We start from the raw sequence: 21127 nt of genomic DNA, 5'->3' as shown, positions 1-21127 counted from the left end.
CCCCCGGAGGACTCCCCCATGCGCTCGCACCTGCTCAATGACACGACCGCGGATCGGTACCGCCGTTCCGTGACCGAAGGAATAGAGCGGGTGGCGGCCAAACTCGCCACCACCGACCGTCCGTTCACGGGTGTAACGGTCGACGCCCTCGCGCCCCGCATCGACCGGATCGACCTCGACAAGCCGCTGCACGACACGACCGCGGTGCTCGACGAACTGGAGGACGTCTACCTCCGGGACGCGATCTACTTCCACCACCCCCGCTACCTCGCCCACCTCAACTGCCCGGTGGTCATCCCCGCGGTGGTCGGCGAAGCGGTCCTCTCCGCCGTCAACTCCTCCCTGGACACCTGGGACCAGTCGGCCGGCGGCACCCTGATCGAGCGCAGGCTCATCGACTGGACCAACGAGCGCATCGGGTTCGGGCGCTCCGCCGACGGCGTGTTCACCTCCGGCGGCTCGCAGTCCAACCTCCAGGCGCTGCTGCTCGCCCGCGAGGAGGCCAAGACCGACTCGTACGCCGAACTGCGGATCTTCGCCTCCGAGGCGAGCCACTTCAGCGTGAAGAAGTCCGCGAAACTGCTCGGCCTGGGCCAGGACTCCGTGGTCACCGTCCCCACCGGCAACGACAAGCGCATGCAGACCGTCGCGCTCGCCCACGAGCTGGAGCGCTGCAGGCGGGACGGCCTGGTCCCCATGGCCGTCGTCGCCACCGCCGGCACCACCGACTTCGGCTCCATCGACCCGCTGCCCGAGATCGCCGAACTGTGCGAGCAGTTCGGTGCCTGGCTGCACGTGGACGCCGCGTACGGCTGCGGGCTGCTCGCCTCGCTCAAGAACCGGCACCGCATCGACGGCATCGAGCGCGCCGACTCCGTGACCGTGGACTACCACAAGTCCTTCTTCCAGCCGGTGAGTTCGTCCGCCGTGCTGGTCCGCGACTCGGCCACCCTGCGCCACGCCACCTATCACGCGGAGTACCTCAACCCGCAGCGCATGGTGCACGAGCGCATCCCCAACCAGGTCGACAAGTCCCTGCAGACCACCCGCCGGTTCGACGCCCTCAAACTGTGGATGACCCTGCGGGTGATGGGCGCCGACGGCATCGGCGAGCTCTTCGACGAGGTCTGCGACCTGGCGGAGGAGGGCTGGGAGCTGCTGGCCGCCGACCCGCGTTACGACGTCGTGGTCGCCCCGTCCCTCTCCACCCTCGTCTTCCGCTACATCCCGGCCGCCGTCACCGACCCGGCCGAGATCGACCGCGCCAACCTGTACGCCCGCAAGGCCCTGTTCGCCTCCGGCGACGCGGTGGTAGCGGGTACGAAGGTCGGCGGCCGGCACTACCTGAAGTTCACCCTGCTCAACCCCGAGACCACGACGGACGACATCTCCGCCGTGCTCGACCTGATCGCCGGCCACGCCGAGCAGTACCTTGGAGAGTCCCTTGACCGCGCTTCCTGAACCCGCTGAATCCGCCGTGCGCGCGCACGATTTCATCGGCATCGGGCTGGGCCCCTTCAACCTCGGCCTCGCCTGCCTCACCGAGCCGATCGACGAACTCGACGGTGTCTTCCTGGAGTCGAAGCCGGACTTCGAATGGCACTCCGGGATGTTCCTGGAGGGCGCGCACCTCCAGACGCCGTTCATGTCGGACCTGGTCACCCTGGCCGACCCGACGTCCCCGTACTCCTTCCTCAACTACCTGAAAGAGTCGGGCCGTCTGTACTCGTTCTACATACGCGAGAACTTCTACCCGCTGCGCGTCGAGTACGACGACTACTGCCGCTGGGCCGCCTCGAAACTCTCCAGCGTCCGCTTCAGCACGACGGTCGCGGAGGTGACGTACGAGGAGGAGAACGAGGTGTACGCCGTCCGGACGACCGCCGGTGACGAGTACCGCGCCCGGCATCTCGTCCTGGGCACCGGCACTCCCCCGTACATCCCGGAGGCCTGCGCGGAACTTGGCGGGGACTTCATCCACAACTCCCGCTACCGGCAGCACAAGCGGGAGCTGCAGGCCAAGAAATCGATCACGCTGGTCGGCAGCGGCCAGTCCGCCGCCGAGATCTACCACGACCTGCTGAGCGAGATCGACGTCCACGGATACCGGCTGAACTGGGTCACGCGCTCCCCGCGGTTCTTCCCGCTGGAGTACACCAAGCTGACGCTGGAGATGACCTCCCCGGAGTACATCGACTACTTCCACGCGCTGCCCGAGCGGACCCGCTACCGCCTCCAGAAGGAGCAGAAGGGCCTGTTCAAGGGGATCGACGGGGAGCTGATCGACTCGATCTTCGACCTGCTCTACCAGAAGAACCTCAGCGGCCCGGTCCCCACCCGCCTGCTCACCAACTCGGCACTCAAGCAGGCGAGTCACGAGAACGGCACGTACACCCTGGGGCTGCGCCAGGAGGAGCAGGAGACGGACTACGAGCTGCAGTCCGAGGGCCTGATCCTGGCGACCGGCTACACGTACGTGGAGCCCGCGTTCCTGAAGCCCGTGCGCGACCGGATCCGCTACGACGAGCACGGCAACCACGACGTGGCGCGCAACTACGCCATCGACACGACCGGCCGCGGGATCTTCCTGCAGAACGCCGGAGTCCACACCCACTCGGTCACCTCACCGGACCTCGGCATGGGCGCGTACCGCAACGCGTACATCATCCGGGAACTGCTCGGCACCGAGTACTACCCGGTGGAGAAGTCCATCGCGTTCCAGGAGTTCGGCGTATGAACGCCGCCGCAGCCGGATACGCGGCCAAAGACGCCGTCGGCACGCTGAGCCTGCGCCCCCTCGACCCCCTCAAGGACGCCGAGCTGCTGCACTCCTGGGTGACCGACCCCAAGGCGGCGTTCTGGATGATGCAGGACGCGAGACTCCAGGACGTGGAGCGCGAGTACATGGCCATCGCGGCCAACGAGCACCACCACGCGTATCTCGGCCTGCACGACGGCCGGCCCGCGTTCCTGATGGAGAGGTACGACCCCCGGTACATCGAACTCGTCGGGCTGTACGAGCCCGAGCCCGGTGACGTCGGCATGCACTTCCTGGTCGCCCCCACCGACCGGCCCGTGCACGGCTTCACCCGTGCCGTCATCACCGCCGTGATGGACGAGCTGTTCGCCGACCCCCGCACCCGCAGGGTCGTCGTCGAGCCCGACGTCACCAACAAGGCGGTGCACGCGCTCAACGAGGCCGTCGGCTTCGTCCCGGAGCGCGAGATCGAGAAGCCGGAGAAGCGCGCGCTGCTGTCCTTCTGCACGCGTGAACAGTTCCTGAACCGGCGCAGCCCGGCCAGCCGAGGAGTTTCCCTGTGACCCTGTCCGACGCCGTGGCGCATCTGTCCCCCCACCGCTGGGCCCGGGCCAATCGCCTCCTCATCCGCAAAGCCCTCGCCGAGTTCGCCCACGAGCGCCTGATCACCCCCGAGCCGGTCGACGGCGACAGCACCAGCACCAGCACCAGCACCAGCACCAGCACCAGCGACTACAGCGGTAAAAAAGGCGCGTACGCCGTCCGCAGTGACGACGGGCTGACCCGCTACCGCTTCACCGCCACCCGCCGCGCCCTCGACCACTGGCAGGTCGACGCCGAGTCGATCACCCGCAGCCGTGACGGCGGTGAACTGCCGCTCGCCGCACTGGACTTCTTCATCGAGCTGAGAAAATCACTCGGCCTGAGCGACGAGGTGCTGCCGGTCTACCTGGAGGAGATCTCCTCCACCCTCTCCGGCACCTGCTACAAGCTCACCAAGCCGCAGCTCACCTCCCCCCAGCTGGCGAAAAGCGGCTTCCAGGAGATCGAGACGGGGATGACCGAGGGCCACCCCTGCTTCGTCGCCAACAACGGCCGGCTCGGCTTCGGGATCCACGAGTACCTCTCGTACGCGCCCGAGACCGCGAGCCCCGTACGGCTGGTCTGGCTGGCCGCACACCGCTCGCGGGCCGCGTTCACGGCGGGCGTGGGCATCGAGTACGAGTCGTTCCTGCGGGCCGAGCTGGGTGCGGAGACCGTGGACCGCTTCCACGGCACGCTCCGCGACCAGGACCTCGACCCGGCCGACTACCTCTTCATCCCGGTCCACCCCTGGCAGTGGTGGAACAAACTGACGGTCACCTTCGCCGCCGAGGTCGCCCAGCGGCACCTGGTGTGCCTGGGCGAGGGCGACGACGAGTACCTGGCCCAGCAATCGATCCGGACGTTCTTCAACCGGAGCGAACCCGAGAAGCACTATGTGAAAACCGCCCTGTCGGTCATCAACATGGGCTTCATGCGCGGCCTGTCCGCCGCCTACATGGAGGCGACCCCGGCCATCAACGACTGGCTGGCGCAGCTCATCGACAACGACCCGGTGCTGCGCTCGACCGGCCTGTCGATCATCCGCGAGCGCGCGGCCGTCGGCTACCGGCACCTGGAGTACGAGGCCGCCACCGACCGCTACTCCCCGTACCGCAAGATGCTCGCCGCCCTGTGGCGCGAGAGCCCGGTCTCCTCGCTCGGGGACGGCGAGTCCCTGGCCACCATGGCCTCGCTCGTCCACGTGGACCACGAGGGCTCCTCGATCGCCGCCTCGCTCATCGAGCGTTCGGGGCTGACGCCGGTGGAGTGGCTGCGCCGCTACCTCCGGGCGTACTTCACCCCGCTGCTGCACAGCTTCTACGCGTACGACCTGGTGTTCATGCCGCACGGCGAGAACGTCATCCTCGTCCTCAAGGACGGGGTGGTCGAGCGGGCGATCTACAAGGACATCGCCGAGGAGATCGCCGTCATGGACCCGGACGCGGTGCTCCCGCCGACGGTCGAGCGGCTGCGCGTCGACGTGCCCGAGGACAGAAAACTCCTGTCGATCCTCACGGACGTCTTCGACTGCTTCTTCCGCTTCCTGGCGGCGAACCTCGCGGCCGAGGGCGTCATCGAGGAGGACGACTTCTGGCGGACCGTCGCCGACTGCGTACGCGACTACCAGGCGTCCGCGCCCGAACTCGCGGACAAGTTCCGGCAGTACGACATGTTCGCGCCCGAGTTCGCGCTGTCCTGCCTCAACCGGCTGCAGTTGCGCGACAACGAGCAGATGGTGGACCTCGCCGACCCGGCCGGGGCCCTCCAGCTCGTCGGCACCCTGAAGAACCCCATAGCCGGGCTGTAGCCGCCGGTTCCCACAAGCAGGCGGGCGCCCCCGCGTACGGTCCCAGGGGGCGCCCGCCGTCGTATCAGCGGGCTACGAGCCGGTGGGCCAGGGCACTTGCGGCGACCGGTAGTAGTCGATGCCCAGCGCGTCCCACCGTGGTGCCTGCGCGGCGAGCCGCACCTTGTAGGCGTCCCAGTCGTGCGTCGAGGCGGGCGACCAGCCCAGCTCGGCCACGCCCGGCAGCCGGGGGAACGCCATGTACTCGATGTGCTCCGAGGTCGACAGGGTCTCCGTCCACAGCGGCGCCTCGACCCCCCGCACGGCCGAACCGGGCACGCCCGGCAGGTAGTCGCCCGGGTCCCAGTCGTAGGACCGCCGCACTTCCACCAGCCCGGCCCAGGCCTGGCCGAGGGGCGTGTCGGCGGTGTACTTCATGTCCAGATAGACCCGGTCGGCGGGCGAGAGGACGATCCCGGTGCCGTTCCTGGCCGCCGCCGCGACCTGCTCCTTCTCGGCGGCGCTCGTACCGTCCAGACCCCAGTACTGGGCCAGCGCGCCCTTCGCGGGGGCCGCCCCGGTCAACTGGTGCCAACCCATCACGCTCTTCCCGTACTCGGCGACGATCGGCTGGACCTTCTCCATGAAGGCCACATAGTCCTCGTGGCTGGTGGAGTGCGCCTCGTCACCGCCGATGTGCAGGTACTTGCCCGGGGTCAGCGCGGCCAGTTCCCGCACCACGTCGTCCACGAAGTCGTACGTCACCGGCTTGTCGACGCACAGCGAACTGAAGCCGACCTCGGTGCCGGTGTAGAGCGGCGGGGCGACACCGTCGCAGTTCAGCTCCGCGTACGAGGCGAGCGCCGCGTTGGTGTGGCCCGGCATGTCGATCTCCGGCACGACGTCGAGGTGACGCGAGGCGGCGTACCGCACGAGGTCCTTGTACTGGGCCTTCGTGTAGTGACCGCCGGGCCCGCCGCCGCCGACCTGCGTGGAGCCGCCGTACGTGGCGAGCCGCGGCCAGGAGTCGACGGCGATGCGCCAGCCCTGGTCGTCGCTGAGGTGCAGGTGCAGCGTGTTGATCTTGTAGAGCGCCAACTGGTCGATGTAGCGCTTGACCTGGTCCACGGTGAAGAAGTGCCGGGAGACGTCCAGCATCGCGCCGCGGTAGCCGTAGCGGGGGGTGTCCGTGATGGTGCCGCCGGCGACGGCCCAGGGACCCGGCTGCTCCGAGCCCCTCTCGACGGCTGCGGGCAGAAGCTGCCGCAGGGTCTGCACGCCGTGGAACAGCCCGGCGGGCGCGCGGGCGGTGATCGTGACAGCACCCTTCCCGCTCGTCAGCCGGTACCCCTCGGCGCCGAGCCCGGCGGTGCCCTTCCGGCTGATCCGGAGCCGGATGCCGTCGCCGCCCGGGTCGTCGGTGACGGGAAGCCGGTAACCGGTCGACGGCCGCAGCACACCGGCGAGATACGCGCCGACGTCATGGACCTCCTTCGAGCGGTCCACGCGGATGCGCGTACCGCTCGTGATCCGGTACGGGGAACCGCCCGGGACGACCGAGGCGGGCGCCGGGACGACCCGGCTCAGCGGAGTGACTGTGCGGTCGGGCGCGGACGGTGCCGCGCCGACCACGGAGATACCGGCGGCTGCCACGAGCAGCAGCGTACCGAGCAGACGGGGCGTTCTGTGCTGTCTCACATGCGCTCCCTTCGAATGGGTATAGACCACTCTCCCGCAGAGCCGGTGAAACAATCCCCCTCATGGCGGAAATCATCCAGCGGGACGGCACGTGGACCTTCGACGGCGACGCCCTGCGGCTGGTGCCCGGCCGCGACAAGAACGTGGGCGTGCTGCGCAAGTCCCTGGGTGAACTGGCGGTACCACTGGGCGCGTTGGCGGGCGTCTCGTTCGAGCAGGGCAAGCGGACCGGCCGGCTCAGGCTGCGGCTGCGGGACGGCGCGGACCCGCTCCTGCACGCGACCGGCGGCAGACTCACGGATGCCTCCGACCCCTACCAGCTGACCGTCGACTCGGACCGCTACGGCGTCGCCGAGTACTTCGTGGACGAGATCCGCAACGCGCTGCTCCTGGACGGGGTGCCGACCGCCGCCGTCGACCGCTATCTGCTGCCGGGCCCGGCCGTGCCGCTGTCGGTCTCCGCCGGTGACGGCACCGCGAGCTTCGACGGGGAGCAGGTCCGGCTGGAGTGGAACTGGAAGACGGAGGAGGCGAAGTCGGCCGTGGGTGCCCGCACGCTCGCCCTGGCCGACATCGAGGGCGTCGAGTGGCAGCCCTCGGTCGGCCTGGAGAACGGCCATCTCCGCTTCACCGTGCGCGGTGCGCCCACGAAGGCGCCGCCGAAGTACGACGCCAACGCCGTGGAGCTGTGGGGCTTCAAGAAGGACCCCTTGATGGCCCTGGTGGCGGCAGCGGTCCAGGCCCGCCTCCCCCACCCGTCGACCCCGGCCCCGGCCCCCTCGCAACTCGCCCTCACGGAGGTCGACCACGACGCCCTGCTCCGCCGCCTCCGAGAACTGGGCGACCTGCGCAGCTCGGGCGTCCTGACGGAGGAGGAGTTCACCTTGGCGAAACAGGCGATCCTGCGCGGGATGTAGGAGCGGGCACAGAGGCAGGGACAGGGGCAGGGACAGAGTGCGGCCCGGTGGGGGCTGGCCGCGCAGTTCCCCGCGCCCCTGAGAGCGGGGCCGCGCCCCTGCTCAGAGGCGCGGGGCCCCGGACGACATCACACGCGCCGAAACCCCGCGCGGGCAGGGCGCCAGCCCGCCCCAAGGGGCGCGGGGAACTGCGCGACCAGCCCCCACACACCCGCACCCGAAGAACAACCCCACCCGAGGGCAGGGCGCAGCCCGCCCCGAGGGGCGCGGGGAACTGCGCGGCCCACCCCCACGCACCCGCACCCGCACCCGCACCCGAAGAACAACCTCACCCAGCGGAGCGAACCCTCACCGAACCCGCCGCGCGACGGTGAACCGGTCGACCTCCTCACCGGTCTCGGCGATCCCCGTGACCCTCAGCGTCGCAAGGCGCCCCCGAGCAGCCGGAGCGACATCCACCCGCAGGAACGAGTAGTCCAGATACCGAACCCGCGACCACGCGACGGTCTCCTTCTCCCGCCCGCCGTCCGCGAGGCACACGAACGACGACACCGAGTCGTTCTCCTTCACATGCCCCTCGTACGACTCGTCCGCGCTGAACGCGTACAGACTCCGCCCCGCGGCCCCCGCGGTCACGTACACGACCCCGTCCGTCTCGGGATACGCGGTCCCCCCGATCGGCAGCTCCTTGGCGACCTCGTTCCCCTTGAGGACGTCGGTCCGCTCGTACACATGGTTGTGCCCGTTGATCACCAGGTCGACCGTGTACTTCTCGAACAGCGGCACCCACTCCTGCCGCACCCCGCCCTCGGACGCGTGCGCGGTGGACGTGCAGTAGGCGCAGTGGTGGAAGAACACCACAACGAAGTCGATTCCCTCGGCGGCCCGGTACTTCTTGAGCTGCGCCTCCAGCCACTTGGTCTGCGTGCCGCCGGAGATCCCGAGGTTGGCCGGGATCTCGAAGGAGATGTCGTTGGCGTCCAGCGAGATGACCGCCGTGTTGCCGTGCACGAAGGTGTAGACGCCGGGCAGGTTCTTCTTGTCGGGCCCGTTCCCGGGAAGCCGCCAGCGGGCCTCCTCGCCGCCGTAGCCGTTCGGGGAGTACCAGGCCTCCATGTCGTGGTTGCCGTACGACACCATCCACGGCACCTGCTTGGCGACCGACTCGGTCTGCGCGAGGAACTGGTCCCAGGTCCGCGAGTCGTAGCCGGTGTCCTCCTTCTTGCCCATGCCGGACGGGTCCGCGTACGCGATGTCACCGGCGTGCAGGTGGAACGCCGGACCCTGGGCCAGGATCAGGCTGTCGTTGGCGAGTCCGTGGTAGCTGACGCCCTGGTCACCGAAGGCGGTGAAGGTGAACGGCTCGGCGTGCGCGGGCGCGGTGGTGAAGGTACCGATCGTGCCCGCGAACCGCGGCTCCGCCGGGTCGAAGCCCTCGTGCCCGACGCCGTAGTAGTAGGTGCGCCCCGGCCGCAGACGGCTGAGCTGGGCGTGCAGGTAGTACTGCGTGTGGTCGCCGCTCGCTCCCACCCCCGCCGGGGTGAAGAGGGTGCGGACCTCGGCCTCGATCTTCCGGGAGAGGTCCCAGGGATGGGCACCGATCCGGATGTACGGCTTGCGCACCGCGACCGGTACCTGCCAGGACACGGTCATCTCGGTCCGCGCGTCGGCCCCGTACGCGAGGTGCCGGCCGAAGGGCGCGACCAGGGCCCCGTCGACCCTCTCCGCGGCGGACGCGGCTCCGACGCCGCGGCCGGTCGCCGAACCGGTCACCGAACCCGCCGCCTGCGCGCTCGCCCCCGGCAGGAACGCGCCACCCACGACGGCGCCCATGGTGACGGCTCCGCCTCTGATCATCGTGCGCCGGGAGAACCTGGAGTGCAGATACTCGTGCTGCTCGGCCATGTTCATCTTCTCGGCGAGCCGCTCGGGGATCCCCATACGTGGAATGTCCATGGCTTGAAAGGTGCTCCCGGCAACCATCTGCCCGTGGACCACAGGGTGAACAGGCCCCGAACAGGCTCCCATAAGAGTTTCAACAGCCTCTTGCCCGAAATCGGGCAGGATTCTTGCGATTGCCCGCGCTTTACCTCAGGATCAACGGGTGCACGACGACCTTGTTGATCACCTGACGCGCTCCTCCGCCCTCAGCCGGGGCGAGGCACTGCGGGTGATCCAGGACGTGCTCGCCTACTTCGACGAGACGACGGAGGACTACGTCCGTCGCCGCCACCGGGAGCTCCAGGCGCAGGGCCTGGTCAACTCGGCGATCTTCGAACGGATCACGGCGGATCTCGAATACCGCGCGGTCGCACCGCCGGAGCTCACGCTCCGGCAGGTGCGCCGCATCGTCTACGGCTAGGAACTTCTCTGTATGTGCGGAATCGTGGGATACATCGGCAGGCGTGACGTGGCGCCGCTCCTTCTGGAGGGCCTGCAGCGTCTGGAGTACCGCGGCTACGACTCGGCCGGTCTCGTCGTGACGTCGCCGAAGACGGCCGGTCTGAAGATGGTCAAGGCCAAGGGCCGCGTGCGTGATCTGGAGGCGCGCGTCCCCAAGCGCTTCGCCGGCACCACGGGCATCGCCCACACCCGCTGGGCCACCCACGGCGCCCCCTCGGACGAGAACGCGCACCCGCACATGTCGGCCGACAACAAGGTCGCCGTCGTTCACAACGGCATCATCGACAACGCGTCCGACCTGCGCAAGAAGCTGGAGGCGGAGGGCGTCGAGTTCCTCTCCGAGACCGACACCGAGGTCCTCACCCACCTCATCGCCCGCTCCCAGGCCGAGAAGCTGGAGGACAAGGTCCGCGAGACCCTCCGGCTGATCGAGGGCACGTACGGCATCGCCGTGATGCACGCCGACCACGCGGACCGCATCGTGGTGGCCCGCAACGGCTCCCCGGTCGTCCTCGGCATCGGCGAGAAGGAGATGTTCGTCGCCTCGGACATCGCCGCGCTGGTCACGCACACCCGCCAGATCGTCACCCTCGACGACGGCGAGATGGCGACGCTGAAGGCCGACGACTTCCGTACGTACACCACCGAGGGCACCCGTACGACGGCCGAGCCGACCACCGTGGAGTGGGAGGCCGCCTCCTACGACATGGGCGGCCACGACACGTACATGCACAAGGAGATCCACGAGCAGGCCGAGGCCGTGGACCGGGTGCTGCGCGGCCGGATCGACGACCGGTTCTCGACCGTGCACCTGGGCGGGCTGAACCTGGACGCCCGCGAGGCGCGCAAGATCCGCCGCGTGAAGATCCTGGGCTGCGGCACCTCGTACCACGCGGGCATGATCGGCGCCCAGATGATAGAGGAACTGGCCCGTATCCCCGCGGACGCCGAGCCCGCCTCGGAGTTCCGCTACCGCAACGCGGTCGTCGACCCCGACACGCTGTACGTGGCGGTGTCCCAGTCCGGTGAGACGTACGACGTCCTGGCCGCCGTGCAGGAGCTGAAGCGCAAGGGCGCCCGGGTCCTGGGCATCGTGAACGTGGTCGGTTCGGCCATCGCCCGCGAGGCGGACGGCGGCATGTACGTGCACGCGGGACCCGAGGTCTGCGTGGTCTCCACCAAGTGCTTCACCAACACCACGGTCGCCTTCGCGCTGCTCGCCCTGCACCTGGGCCGCACCCGTGACCTGTCGGTCTCCGACGGCAAGCGGATCATCGAGGGCCTGCGCAGGCTGCCCGGCCAGATCACGGAGATCCTCGCCCAGGAGGACGAGATCAAGAAGCTGGCCGAGCAGTACGCCGAGGCCCGCTCGATGCTCTTCATCGGTCGCGTACGCGGCTATCCGGTGGCCCGTGAGGCGTCGCTGAAGCTGAAGGAGGTCTCGTACATCCACGCCGAGGCCTACCCCGCCTCGGAGTTGAAGCACGGTCCGCTCGCGCTGATCGAGCCCGCGCTGCCGACGGTCGCGATCGTCCCGAACGACGACCTGCTGGAGAAGAACCGCGCGGCCCTGGAGGAGATCAAGGCCCGCAGCGGCAAGATCCTCGCCGTGGCCCACGATGTCCAGGAGAAGGCCGACCAGACGATCGTCGTCCCCAAGAACGAGGACGAACTGGACCCCATCCTGATGGGCATCCCCCTCCAACTCCTCGCCTACCACACGGCCTTGGCCCTGGGCAGAGACATCGACAAGCCCAGGAACCTGGCCAAGTCGGTAACGGTGGAGTAGCCCACAAGGGACACCCCCATAGGGGCGCGGGGAACGCCGCAGTCTTCTCCGCCCTCCAGGGGCGCGAGGAACGCCGCAATCTTCCGCCCTCCAGGGGCGCGGGGAACGGCGCGATCTTTAAGGGGCGCAGCCCTTCAGGGGCGCGGGGAACTGCGCGACAAGCCCCCGCCGGCCCGCAGAACCAGCGCAACGCAACCGAACGGACCCCCACGTGTCGCCACCAGACACGCGGGGGTCCGTTCACGCGCCGGGGCCGCCCAAAACCCCGGCCGGCTGCCCACCACCGGTAACCGTCACGCTCCGGCCGGCAGCACGCCGCACAACGACGGGAAACCTGCTGCCTATATGCCCTTCACAAGCACACAAACACATCTACGCATGAGTAGTTTTGCCGTGCCACGTAAGGGAGTTGCCCCGCCCGGGACGCACACCACCTGCGCCGGAGCCGAGTTGCGGACCGAGTTACGGAATGACGACCACAGGCCGCTGCGCCCGCTTGGCGAGCCGCCCCGCGACCGACCCGAAGATGCGCCCGACGATCCCGTGGGTCGACCCCACCACGATCGCGTCGGCCTCGTACTCACGCCCCACCTCTTCGAGTTCGTGGCAGATGTCGCCACCGCGCTCGACGAGGATCCACGGAACCTCGGCCAGATACTCCGCACAGGCCAGTTCCAGCCCGAGCACCTCGGTGCGGTGGTCCGGCACGTCGACGAAGACCGGGGGCTCGCAGCCGGCCCACACCGTGGTGGGCAGCCGATTCGCGACGTGCACGATGATCAGGCCGGATCCGGAGCGGCAGGCCATGCCGATCGCGTACGCGAGGGCGCGCTCGCTGGATGTCGAGCCGTCGAAGCCCACGACGACACCGTGCTTGAAGGCTGGGTCGCAGGACTGGCGTGTCTCTTCCGCCGCCAAGGGCTCGGCCGCCGTGTGATCGGCGACGCGGCGCTTGCGGTCCGCGGGTTCGAATTCGTGACCGGCCATGGGTGTCTCGGCGTTCGGATCCTCTTGGGTGGGCCGACAGGAGCTGCGGAGCTGTGTCCGGGAATCATCTTCCCAACCCCATACCCCCAAGGGTACGGCGCGACGCCTCCTCTGCCCAGATCCCGCTCTCGCCGCGGGAGGGTTCCACGGAGCATGCCCGAGAGGATGCCCGTAACGCAATGGTTGCTGCCCCGTACAGCCGTTTTACACAACGCCCCCCAGCCGACCCCCCAGGAAGGGGCGCGGGGAACGGCGCAGTCTTTCGCCCTCCAGAGGCGCGGGGAACGGCGCAATCCGTAGGGGCCGCAGCCCCTCAGGGGCGCGGGGAACGGCGCGACAAGCCCCACCGGCCCCCACCCGACCCCCATCCCAAAGGGCTGAGCCCGAAGCTCCCGGGGCAACCCCGGAAAACCTCCCCGTGACCGCCCGCTCGAACAAGCGTTGAAACAGGTGACCCACCACCCAGGGAGGAGCCCACCGTGCCCGGACGCCCCACGACCGCACCCCACCCTCCCGCCGGCAGGCGCACCGCACAGGACACCGCCACGGACGTGGTCCGCTGGGCGGCCTTCAGCTGCGTCCTGGTTCCGGTCGTCCTCGTCGGGTACGGGACCTCACTGGCGGGCGCGGCCGGCACGGCCCTGGGCCTCGCCGCGGTGACGGGTGCCTGCCGGGTGCTGCTGCGCCGATCCGAGCGCGGCGCGGCGCAACTGCGCGCGGCGGAGCGGACACCGCATCATGTGCAGCACGGCAGGGCCTACGTCGGCGACCGCCACGGGGGCCGGCACGCCGGTGGAAATACGCCGGTTGACTGACCGGTTTGTGCGCACGCGCCCGCTGCTTTTCAGCCAACTTCCATGCCCTGCGTACCCCTTGGCCGAACCACCCCCCACCCCCCGTTCGACCTGCACCGAAAGGGTCTCGTAGGGTGCCCGCACCCTACGGGGACCGGCCACGGGGACGAGGCGCACTTCCCTGTGCGGCCCACGAGTGCAACGCTTCGTGATCGAATGCTTCACGCCAAGTTGCCATGTCGACAATCTGCCGAGTGCTGAACTGGCCACCTCGGCACCACACGACACAGTAGATTCGATCTTGACGTCTTACGGCGGGGGACTCGTGCAGGACCGAGGGGAAACGTGCAGGAGCGACACAACCGAGGAGCCGCGACCACCGAGGGGGGCTTAGCAGGATGAGCCACGACTCCACTGCCGCGCCGGAAGCCGCGGCCCGGAAACTTTCCGGGCGACGCCGCAAGGAGATCGTCGCGGTGCTGCTGTTCAGCGGCGGCCCCATCTTCGAGAGTTCCATACCGCTGTCGGTGTTCGGCATCGACCGCCAGGACGCCGGCGTGCCGCGGTATCGACTACTGGTGTGCGCCGGTGAGGATGGCCCACTGCGGACCACAGGAGGCCTGGAACTCACCGCGCCCAACGGGCTGGAGGCGATCTCCCGGGCAGGCACCGTTGTCGTGCCCGCCTGGCGGTCGATCACCTCACCGCCACCGGAGGAGGCACTCGACGCGCTGCGCCGGGCACATGAGGAGGGCGCCCGCATAGTCGGGCTGTGCACCGGCGCCTTCGTGCTCGCCGCGGCCGGACTGCTGGACGGCCGTCCGGCGACCACACACTGGATGTACGCACCGACGCTGGCCAAGCGCTACCCGTCGGTGCATGTCGATCCCCGCGAGCTGTTCGTGGACGACGGCGACGTGCTGACGTCGGCGGGCACCGCGGCGGGGATCGACCTCTGTCTGCACATAGTGCGGACGGACCACGGGAACGAGGCGGCCGGTGCGCTGGCCCGCCGCCTGGTGGTCCCGCCCCGGCGCAGTGGCGGCCAGGAGCGCTATCTCGACCGGTCTTTACCGGAGGAGATCGGCGCCGACCCGCTCGCGGAGGTCGTCGCCTGGGCACTGGAGCACCTTCACGAACAGTTCGACGTGGAGACGCTGGCGGCCCGCGCGTACATGAGCAGGCGTACGTTCGACCGCCGGTTCCGCTCGCTCACCGGGAGTGCTCCCCTGCAGTGGCTGATCACGCAGCGGGTGCTCCAGGCACAGCGGCTCCTGGAGACGTCCGACTACTCGGTGGACGAGGTCGCGGGCCGTTGCGGCTTCCGTTCGCCGGTTGCGCTGCGCGGGCACTTCCGCCGCCAGCTCGGCTCCTCCCCGGCGGCGTACCGCGCCGCGTACCGGGCGCGCCGCCCGCAGGGTGAGAAGCAGAGCGACCCGGACGGCTCGCCACCGCCGGCGCCACCGGTGCTCCAGCAGGAGGCGCCCGTGCCGTTCCAGACCCGTCGTACGGCGGCCGCCCACGCGGTCGGCGCGGCGTCGTCCCTCTCCTCGGACGCGGGACGCCCGGGCGCGGAACTGTACGCGGCCGGACGGCACAGCCTGCCGGGCCAGCGGAGCGCGCCCTAGCAAGCGGCAACGTCGCACACCGGCCCCGGACCCTTCACGGTCCGGGGCCGGCGCCGTCCGCGACCCCCGGCCCCGCCGGCCCGGCGCCCCACCGGTCACGACTGCCGAGGTCCCGGGCCTGCCCGGGTGGGTGAGCGGGCCGTAGGGTGAGCGCATGAACGATCGCATGGTGTGGATCGACTGCGAGATGACCGGTCTCTCGCTGTCGGAGGACGCGCTCATCGAGGTGGCCGCGCTGGTGACCGACTCGGAGCTCAACGTGCTCGGCGAGGGGGTGGACATCGTGATCCGTCCGCCGGACGCCGCGCTGGAGACGATGCCGGAGGTGGTGCGCACCATGCACACGTCCTCCGGCCTCCTCGACGAGCTGGCCGCGGGCACGACCCTGGCCGCCGCGGAGGAGGAGGTCCTCTCCTACATCCGTGAGCACGTCAAGGAACCGGGCAAGGCCCCGCTGTGCGGGAACTCGGTGGGCACGGACCGGGGCTTCCTGCTGAGGGACATGGCGACCCTGGAGGCGTACCTCCACTACCGCATCGTGGACGTCTCCTCCGTGAAGGAACTGGCCCGCCGCTGGTACCCCCGGGCGTACTTCAACAGTCCCGACAAGAACGGCAACCACCGGGCGCTGGCCGACATCCGCGAGTCGATCGCCGAGCTGCGCTACTACCGCGAGGCGATCTTCGTCCCGCAGCCCGGACCGGACTCGGACACGGCCCGTTCGATCGCCTCGAAGCACGTCCTGCCCGCGCGGTAGCCCCCGCCGTAAAGGCGGGAGCGAGCACCCCTTCGGACCCTGTACACTTTTTCTCGGCCGGTCGGTGCACCACTTCAGGTGAACCACACGCAGGATTGCCGGTCATGGTGGGTGTAGCTCAGCTGGTAGAGCACCTGGTTGTGGTCCAGGATGCCGCGGGTTCAAGTCCCGTCACTCACCCTGAATGATCAAGGCCCGACCTGGGAAACAGGTCGGGCCTTGATTGCGTTCGAGACTCTGGGAAACGACGACACGGGAACAGCGCCCGCGCCCGCTCTACGACGAGTGCCGCGCCACCAGCTCCGTGGGAAGCACCAGCTGCCGTCGCTCCAGGCCGCGGGAGACCGCCGGGCGGCGGTCCGCGATCTCGTCCAGCAGCAGGCCGAGCATCGCGCGGCCCATGTCCTCGATCGGCTGGCGCACACTCGTCAGGGGCGGGTCCATGTGGCGGGCGATCGCCGAGTCGTCGTAGCCGACGAGGGCCACGTCGTCGGGTATACGGCGCCCCACTTCGCGCAGGACCTGCCGGGCGCCGGCCGCCATCACGTCCGACCCGGCGAAGACCGCGTCCAGGGTCGGGCAGACGGCAAGCAGCTCCGTCATCGCACGACGGCCGCCCTCCTCGGTGAAGTCCCCCGGCACGATGAGGCGTTCGTCGACCTCGTGGCCCGCGTCGCGCAACGCCGCGCGGTAGCCGTCGACGCGGCGCTGGGCACCGAACACGTCGAGGCGTCCCGCGAGGTGGGCTATGGTGCGGCGGCCCTGGGCCAGGAGGTGCTCGACGGCGAACCGGCCGCCGCCGAAGTTGTCCGAGTCCACGGACGGCAGCGTCTCGTCCGCCGACCTGCGACCGCTGATCACGGCCGGGATCTCCAGCTGGGCCAGCAGGTCGGGCAGCGGGTCGTCCGCGTGGACCGAGACCAGCAGGACCCCGTCCACCCGGTGCGCCGCCAGGTACTGGGCCAGCCGGGCCCGCTCCCGGTCGCTGCCCGCGAAGATCAGCAGCAGCTGCATCTCGGTGTCGGAGAGCGCCGCGCCCACCCCCCGCAGCATGTCGGAGAAGTACGGCTCCGCGAAGAAGCGGGTCTCGGGCTCGGGGACGACCAGGGCGATCGCGTCGGTGCGGTTGGCCGCGAGGGCACGGGCGGCCGTGTTCGGCACGTATCCCAGTTCCGCGACCGCCGCCTCCACCGCCGCCCGGGTGGCGTCGCTGACCCGCGGGGAGCCGTTGATCACGCGGGAGACCGTGCCGCGGCCCACCCCGGCCCGCGCGGCGACCTCTTCGAGGGTCGGCCGCCCGCCGCTCCGGCTCCGCGCTCCGTGGACTGCCATGGTCCGCCTCCCGTCCGACACGGTTGACACCGCGCTTGGCCTGGAATCTAACAGCCGTGATCGGGGCCGGGCTCGCGGAGACGGTGCCTCCACTTTCCGGACGCCCTCCCCCGGCGTCGCCGGGGCCACTCCGAAGCCGATCCGGAGCCTTCCCGAAGCCGTCCCGCAACCGTCGGAGACCTATTCTCGCCGTCTCCGCCGAGGTTAGCTAACAGCCCGATAACTGAAGACACGTCACTGCGTCCTCTCCCTTGACACCCCCGCGCCGAGCGACGAACCTTCAACACATCACCTGTGGGAGCGCTCCCACAGTACCTGACACATACACATCCCGCACGTTCCCCGCCCGAGCCGCAGCATGAACAAACGGGCCCAACAACGCAGTTGGCCGGGGGGTCGGCACGTCAGGCAACAGGAGGACGCAATGCGCACGAGTACCCGCGGGTCCCGCAGGCTGATGGCCCTAGCGGCCGTGGCCGCGCTGACGACGGGGCTGCTCGCCGGCTGCGCCGAGGACTCGGACGACGGATCGTCGGACTCCGACGGTGGCAGCGGCGGTGGCAAGACCACGCTGACCATCGGCACTTTCGGGGTCTTCGGCTACAAGCAGGCCGGCCTCTACGACGAGTACGAGAAGCAGAACCCCGACATCACGATCAAGGAGAACGTCACCACTCGTACGGACGTGTACTGGCCGAAGACGCTCACCCGTCTGCAGGCCGGTGCCGGTACCGACGACATCCAGGCCATCGAGGTCGGCAACGTCGCCGAAGCCGTACAGACGCAGGGCGACAAGTTCGTCGACCTCGGCAAGGACGTCGACAAGTCCCAGTGGCTGGACTGGAAGACGGCGCAGGCCACCACCAAGGACGGCAAGACCATCGGGCTCGGCACCGACATCGGTCCGATGGCGGTCTGCTACCGCAAGGACCTCTTCAAGGCGGCGGGCCTGGAGACGGACCGCGTCAAGCTCGCCGAGCAGTGGAAGGGCGACTGGTCGAAGTACGTCGACGTCGGCAAGGACTACATGAAGAAGGCGCCCAAGGGCACCAAGTTCGTGGACTCCGCCTCCTCGGTCTACAACGCGGCGCTCGGTGGCGAGAGCGAGCGGTACTACGACAAGGACGGGAACGTCGTCTGGGACAAGTCCGCGGGGGTGAAGAAGGCCTGGGACGCCTCGATGGAGGTGGCGACCAGCAACATGTCGGCGAAGCTGAAGCAGTTCGACAAGCCGTGGGACCAGGGCTTCGCGAACGGCGGCTTCGCGACCGTGGCCTGCCCCGCGTGGATGCTGGGCTACATCCAGGAGAAGTCCGGTGACTCCGGCAAGGGCAAGTGGGACGTGGCGGCGGCGCCCACCGCGGCCAACTGGGGCGGCTCGTTCATCGGTGTGCCCACGGCGGGCAAGCACCAGAAGGAGGCCGTCGCGCTGGCGAAGTGGCTGACCGCCCCCGAGCAGCAGGCGAAGGTCTTCGGCAAGCAGGCGAGCTTCCCGTCCACCCCGTCGGCGTACGCGAGCCTGAAGCCGCAGGCCGCCACCACGACGTTCTTCTCGGACGCGCCGATCACCCAGATCTTCTCCGACTCGGCGAAGACCATCCCGACGCAGATCTTCGGCGTCAAGGACCAGCCGATCAACACCGCCATCTCGGACATCGGCATCCTGCAGGTCGAGCAGAAGGGCAAGACCCCGGACCAGGGCTGGGACGCGGCCTCCAAGGAGATCAAGGACGTGCTCGGCCAGTGACCAGCTCCAAGCAGGCTCTCGCGCGATCCGCGCAGAGCGCCGACGCCGCGCCCGGCTCCCAGCCGGGCGCGGCGCGCCGTGCTCACGGTCGCGGTACACCGCCCCCGGGCCCCGGCTCCTGGCGCAGCCGGCTGTACCGCTGGGACATGAAGGCGTCGCCGTACGCGTTCATCGCCCCCTTCTTCATCTTCTTCGGTGCCTTCGGGCTCATCCCGCTGCTGTACACGGCCTGGTACTCGCTGCACAACGTGCAGCTGTCCAACCTGGACCAGCAGACCTGGGTCGGCCTGGACAACTACCAGAACCTGATGTCCTCGGACTTCTTCTGGGGAGCGCTGCAGAACACCTTCACCATCGGTGTGATCTCGACCGTGCCGCAGCTGCTCATGGCGCTCGGCATCGCGCACCTGCTCAACTACAAGCTGCGGGGCTCGACCCTGTGGCGGGTCGTGATGCTCACCCCGTACGCCACCTCGGTGGCGGCGGCGACCCTGGTGTTCGTCCTGCTCTACTCGTGGGACGGCGGCATGATCAACTGGCTGCTGCACTTCGTCGGGGTGGACGCGATCAACTGGCGTGAGTCCACATGGGGTTCGCAGTTCGCCGTCTCCTCGATCGTGATCTGGCGGTGGACCGGCTACAACGCGCTGATCTACCTCGCCGCGATGCAGGCGATCCCCGCCGACCTGTACGAGTCGGCGGCCCTGGACGGCGCGGGCCGCTGGCAGCAGTTCCGCCATGTGACGATCCCGATGCTGCGGCCCACCATCCTGTTCACCGTGGTCGTCTCCACGATCGGCGCGACGCAGCTGTTCGGTGAACCGCTCCTGTTCGGCGGGGTCAGCGGCTCCAAGGGCGGCTCCGAGCACCAGTACCAGACGCTCGGCCTGTACATGTACGACCAGGGCTGGATCATCGGCAACCTCGGCAAGGCGTCCGCGATCGCCTGGACGATGTTCCTGATCCTGCTGCTCGTCGCCGCGATCAACCTGCTGGTCACCCGACGGCTGAGGAAGACCCAATGACCACCACAAGCGAATTGACGCCCCCTCAGGCGCAGTCGGGCCCGGCGGAGAAGAGCGGCCGGGACGGTTCGGTACGGCGCCGGCTGATGGGCGCGGGCAAACAGATGCACGCGGGTCCCCTCACCTATGTCGTCCTGGCGGTCTTCGCCCTCGTCTCGCTGGCGCCGCTGCTCTGGACCGTGGTCGCGGCCTCGCGCACCAACCAGCGGCTCGCCGAGACGCCGCCGCCGCTGTGGATCGGCGGGAACCTCTTCAAGAACCTGCAGAGCGCGTGGGAGGAGGGGGGCCTCGGCACGGCGATGGTCAACAGCACGATCGTCGCCGGAACCATCACCGTCGGTACGGTCCTGTTCTCCACGCTCGCCGGTTTCGCCTTCGCCAAACTGCGGTTCAGGTTCTCGAACGTCCTGCTGCTGCTGACCATCGGCACGATGATGATCCCGCCGCAGCTCGCGGTCGTACCGCTGTATCTGTGGATGAGCGAGCTGGGCTGGTCCAACCAGCTGCAGACGGTCATCCTGCCGACCCTGGTCAGCGCCTTCGGTACGTTCTTCATGCGGCAGTACCTGATCCAGGCGCTGCCCAGTGAGCTGATCGAGGCGGCGCGGGTCGACGGCGCGAGCAGTCTGCGCATCGTGTGGCACGTCGTCTTCCCGGCGGCGCGGCCGGCGATGGCCGTGCTCGGACTGCTGACGTTCGTGATGGCCTGGAACGACTTCCTGTGGCCGATCATCGCGCTCAACCAGCAGAACCCCACCGTGCAGGTCGCCCTCAACTCGCTCGGCACGGGCTATGTGCCCGACCAGGCGGTGATCATGGCGGGCGCGCTCCTCGGCACCCTGCCGCTGCTCATCGCCTTCCTGCTGTTCGGCAAGCAGATCGTGGGCGGGATCATGCAGGGCGCGATCAAGGGCTGACCCG

The 21127-nt window shown here is 69.3% G+C and carries 17 protein-coding genes and 1 tRNA gene; 14 read left to right on the top strand and 4 right to left on the bottom strand.

Features of this window, described 5'->3' with window-relative positions; translation table 11 throughout:
• Positions 1-18: 18 nt before the first annotated feature.
• The 4 genes from desA to ACIOKD_RS26865 are packed head-to-tail and all read left to right on the top strand — an operon-like array spanning position 19 to position 5150.
• Positions 19-1461: a lysine decarboxylase DesA gene (desA, locus tag ACIOKD_RS26880; RefSeq protein WP_402088975.1), complete on the top strand. Its 1443-nt coding sequence runs from the start codon at positions 19-21 to the stop codon at positions 1459-1461.
• A complete protein-coding gene (locus tag ACIOKD_RS26875) occupies positions 1445-2737 on the top strand; it encodes a lysine N(6)-hydroxylase/L-ornithine N(5)-oxygenase family protein (protein ID WP_402088972.1) in 1293 nt (430 codons plus the stop codon). Before desA ends, ACIOKD_RS26875 begins: the two co-directional genes overlap by 17 nt.
• A complete protein-coding gene (locus ACIOKD_RS26870) occupies positions 2734-3321 on the top strand; it encodes a GNAT family N-acetyltransferase (RefSeq protein WP_402088969.1) in 588 nt (195 codons plus the stop codon). Before ACIOKD_RS26875 ends, ACIOKD_RS26870 begins: the two co-directional genes overlap by 4 nt.
• The gene (locus ACIOKD_RS26865) at positions 3318-5150 is read left to right on the top strand and encodes an IucA/IucC family protein (protein ID WP_402088965.1); all 1833 of its coding nucleotides are present in this window, start codon (positions 3318-3320) and stop codon (positions 5148-5150) included. The genes ACIOKD_RS26870 and ACIOKD_RS26865 overlap by 4 nt, the downstream gene beginning before the upstream one ends.
• A gap of 72 nt (positions 5151-5222) precedes the next feature.
• On the opposite strand, the gene ACIOKD_RS26860 is transcribed toward ACIOKD_RS26865, so the two are convergent.
• A complete protein-coding gene (locus ACIOKD_RS26860) occupies positions 5223-6827 on the bottom strand; it encodes a beta-N-acetylhexosaminidase (protein WP_402088962.1) in 1605 nt (534 codons plus the stop codon).
• 62 nt (positions 6828-6889) lie between these two features.
• On the opposite strand from ACIOKD_RS26860, the gene ACIOKD_RS26855 reads away from it, so the two are divergent.
• Positions 6890-7744 (top strand): DUF4429 domain-containing protein, encoded by an 855-nt coding sequence (locus ACIOKD_RS26855; protein ID WP_402088959.1) that lies wholly within the window; start codon positions 6890-6892, stop codon positions 7742-7744.
• A 348-nt stretch (positions 7745-8092) separates the two neighbouring features.
• On the opposite strand, the gene ACIOKD_RS26850 is transcribed toward ACIOKD_RS26855, so the two are convergent.
• A complete protein-coding gene (locus ACIOKD_RS26850) occupies positions 8093-9685 on the bottom strand; it encodes a fibronectin type III domain-containing protein (RefSeq protein WP_402089297.1) in 1593 nt (530 codons plus the stop codon).
• 163 nt (positions 9686-9848) lie between these two features.
• Between ACIOKD_RS26850 and ACIOKD_RS26845 the strand changes: the two genes are divergently transcribed.
• Entirely contained in the window at positions 9849-10106 is a 258-nt protein-coding gene (locus ACIOKD_RS26845) for a hypothetical protein (protein ID WP_398285977.1), read from the top strand.
• 12 nt (positions 10107-10118) lie between these two features.
• The gene (gene glmS / locus ACIOKD_RS26840) at positions 10119-11936 is read left to right on the top strand and encodes a glutamine--fructose-6-phosphate transaminase (isomerizing) (RefSeq protein WP_402088957.1); all 1818 of its coding nucleotides are present in this window, start codon (positions 10119-10121) and stop codon (positions 11934-11936) included.
• Positions 11937-12398: 462 nt separating this feature from the next.
• On the opposite strand, the gene ACIOKD_RS26835 is transcribed toward glmS, so the two are convergent.
• On the bottom strand, positions 12399-12923 hold the full coding sequence (locus ACIOKD_RS26835; protein WP_402088954.1) for a universal stress protein: 525 nt from the start codon (positions 12921-12923) through the stop codon (positions 12399-12401).
• A 479-nt stretch (positions 12924-13402) separates the two neighbouring features.
• On the opposite strand from ACIOKD_RS26835, the gene ACIOKD_RS26830 reads away from it, so the two are divergent.
• The 4 genes from ACIOKD_RS26830 to ACIOKD_RS26815 all read left to right on the top strand — a co-directional run bounded on the left by ACIOKD_RS26830 (position 13403) and on the right by ACIOKD_RS26815 (position 16282).
• Entirely contained in the window at positions 13403-13738 is a 336-nt protein-coding gene (locus ACIOKD_RS26830; RefSeq protein ID WP_402088951.1) for a hypothetical protein, read from the top strand.
• A 377-nt stretch (positions 13739-14115) separates the two neighbouring features.
• Entirely contained in the window at positions 14116-15345 is a 1230-nt protein-coding gene (locus ACIOKD_RS26825) for a helix-turn-helix domain-containing protein (RefSeq protein ID WP_402088948.1), read from the top strand.
• 154 nt (positions 15346-15499) lie between these two features.
• Positions 15500-16102: an oligoribonuclease gene (orn, locus tag ACIOKD_RS26820; RefSeq protein ID WP_398285980.1), complete on the top strand. Its 603-nt coding sequence runs from the start codon at positions 15500-15502 to the stop codon at positions 16100-16102.
• Positions 16103-16209: 107 nt separating this feature from the next.
• Positions 16210-16282 (top strand) — tRNA-His (locus ACIOKD_RS26815).
• Between the two features lie 96 nt (positions 16283-16378).
• Here ACIOKD_RS26815 and ACIOKD_RS26810 read toward each other — a convergent pair.
• On the bottom strand, positions 16379-17434 hold the full coding sequence (locus ACIOKD_RS26810; RefSeq protein ID WP_402088945.1) for a LacI family DNA-binding transcriptional regulator: 1056 nt from the start codon (positions 17432-17434) through the stop codon (positions 16379-16381).
• 424 nt (positions 17435-17858) lie between these two features.
• Here ACIOKD_RS26810 and ACIOKD_RS26805 point away from each other — a divergent pair, with 424 nt between their 5' ends.
• Genes ACIOKD_RS26805 through ACIOKD_RS26795 form a run of 3 tightly spaced genes read left to right on the top strand, consistent with a single transcriptional unit; the run spans position 17859 to position 21123 of the window.
• A complete protein-coding gene (locus tag ACIOKD_RS26805; protein WP_402088943.1) occupies positions 17859-19181 on the top strand; it encodes an ABC transporter substrate-binding protein in 1323 nt (440 codons plus the stop codon).
• Positions 19178-20206: a carbohydrate ABC transporter permease gene (locus ACIOKD_RS26800; RefSeq protein ID WP_402088940.1), complete on the top strand. Its 1029-nt coding sequence runs from the start codon at positions 19178-19180 to the stop codon at positions 20204-20206. The genes ACIOKD_RS26805 and ACIOKD_RS26800 overlap by 4 nt, the downstream gene beginning before the upstream one ends.
• Positions 20203-21123, top strand: coding sequence for a carbohydrate ABC transporter permease (locus tag ACIOKD_RS26795; RefSeq protein WP_402088937.1), 921 nt, complete (start codon positions 20203-20205; stop codon positions 21121-21123). Before ACIOKD_RS26800 ends, ACIOKD_RS26795 begins: the two co-directional genes overlap by 4 nt.
• Positions 21124-21127: the final 4 nt, after the last annotated feature.

The sequence above is a fragment of the Streptomyces sp. NPDC087844 genome, assembly GCF_044742785.1.
Classification (GTDB): Bacteria; Actinomycetota; Actinomycetes; order Streptomycetales; family Streptomycetaceae; genus Streptomyces.
Note: the sequence above shows the minus strand (reverse complement) of the source record. Positions and strands in the feature narration are given on the sequence as shown.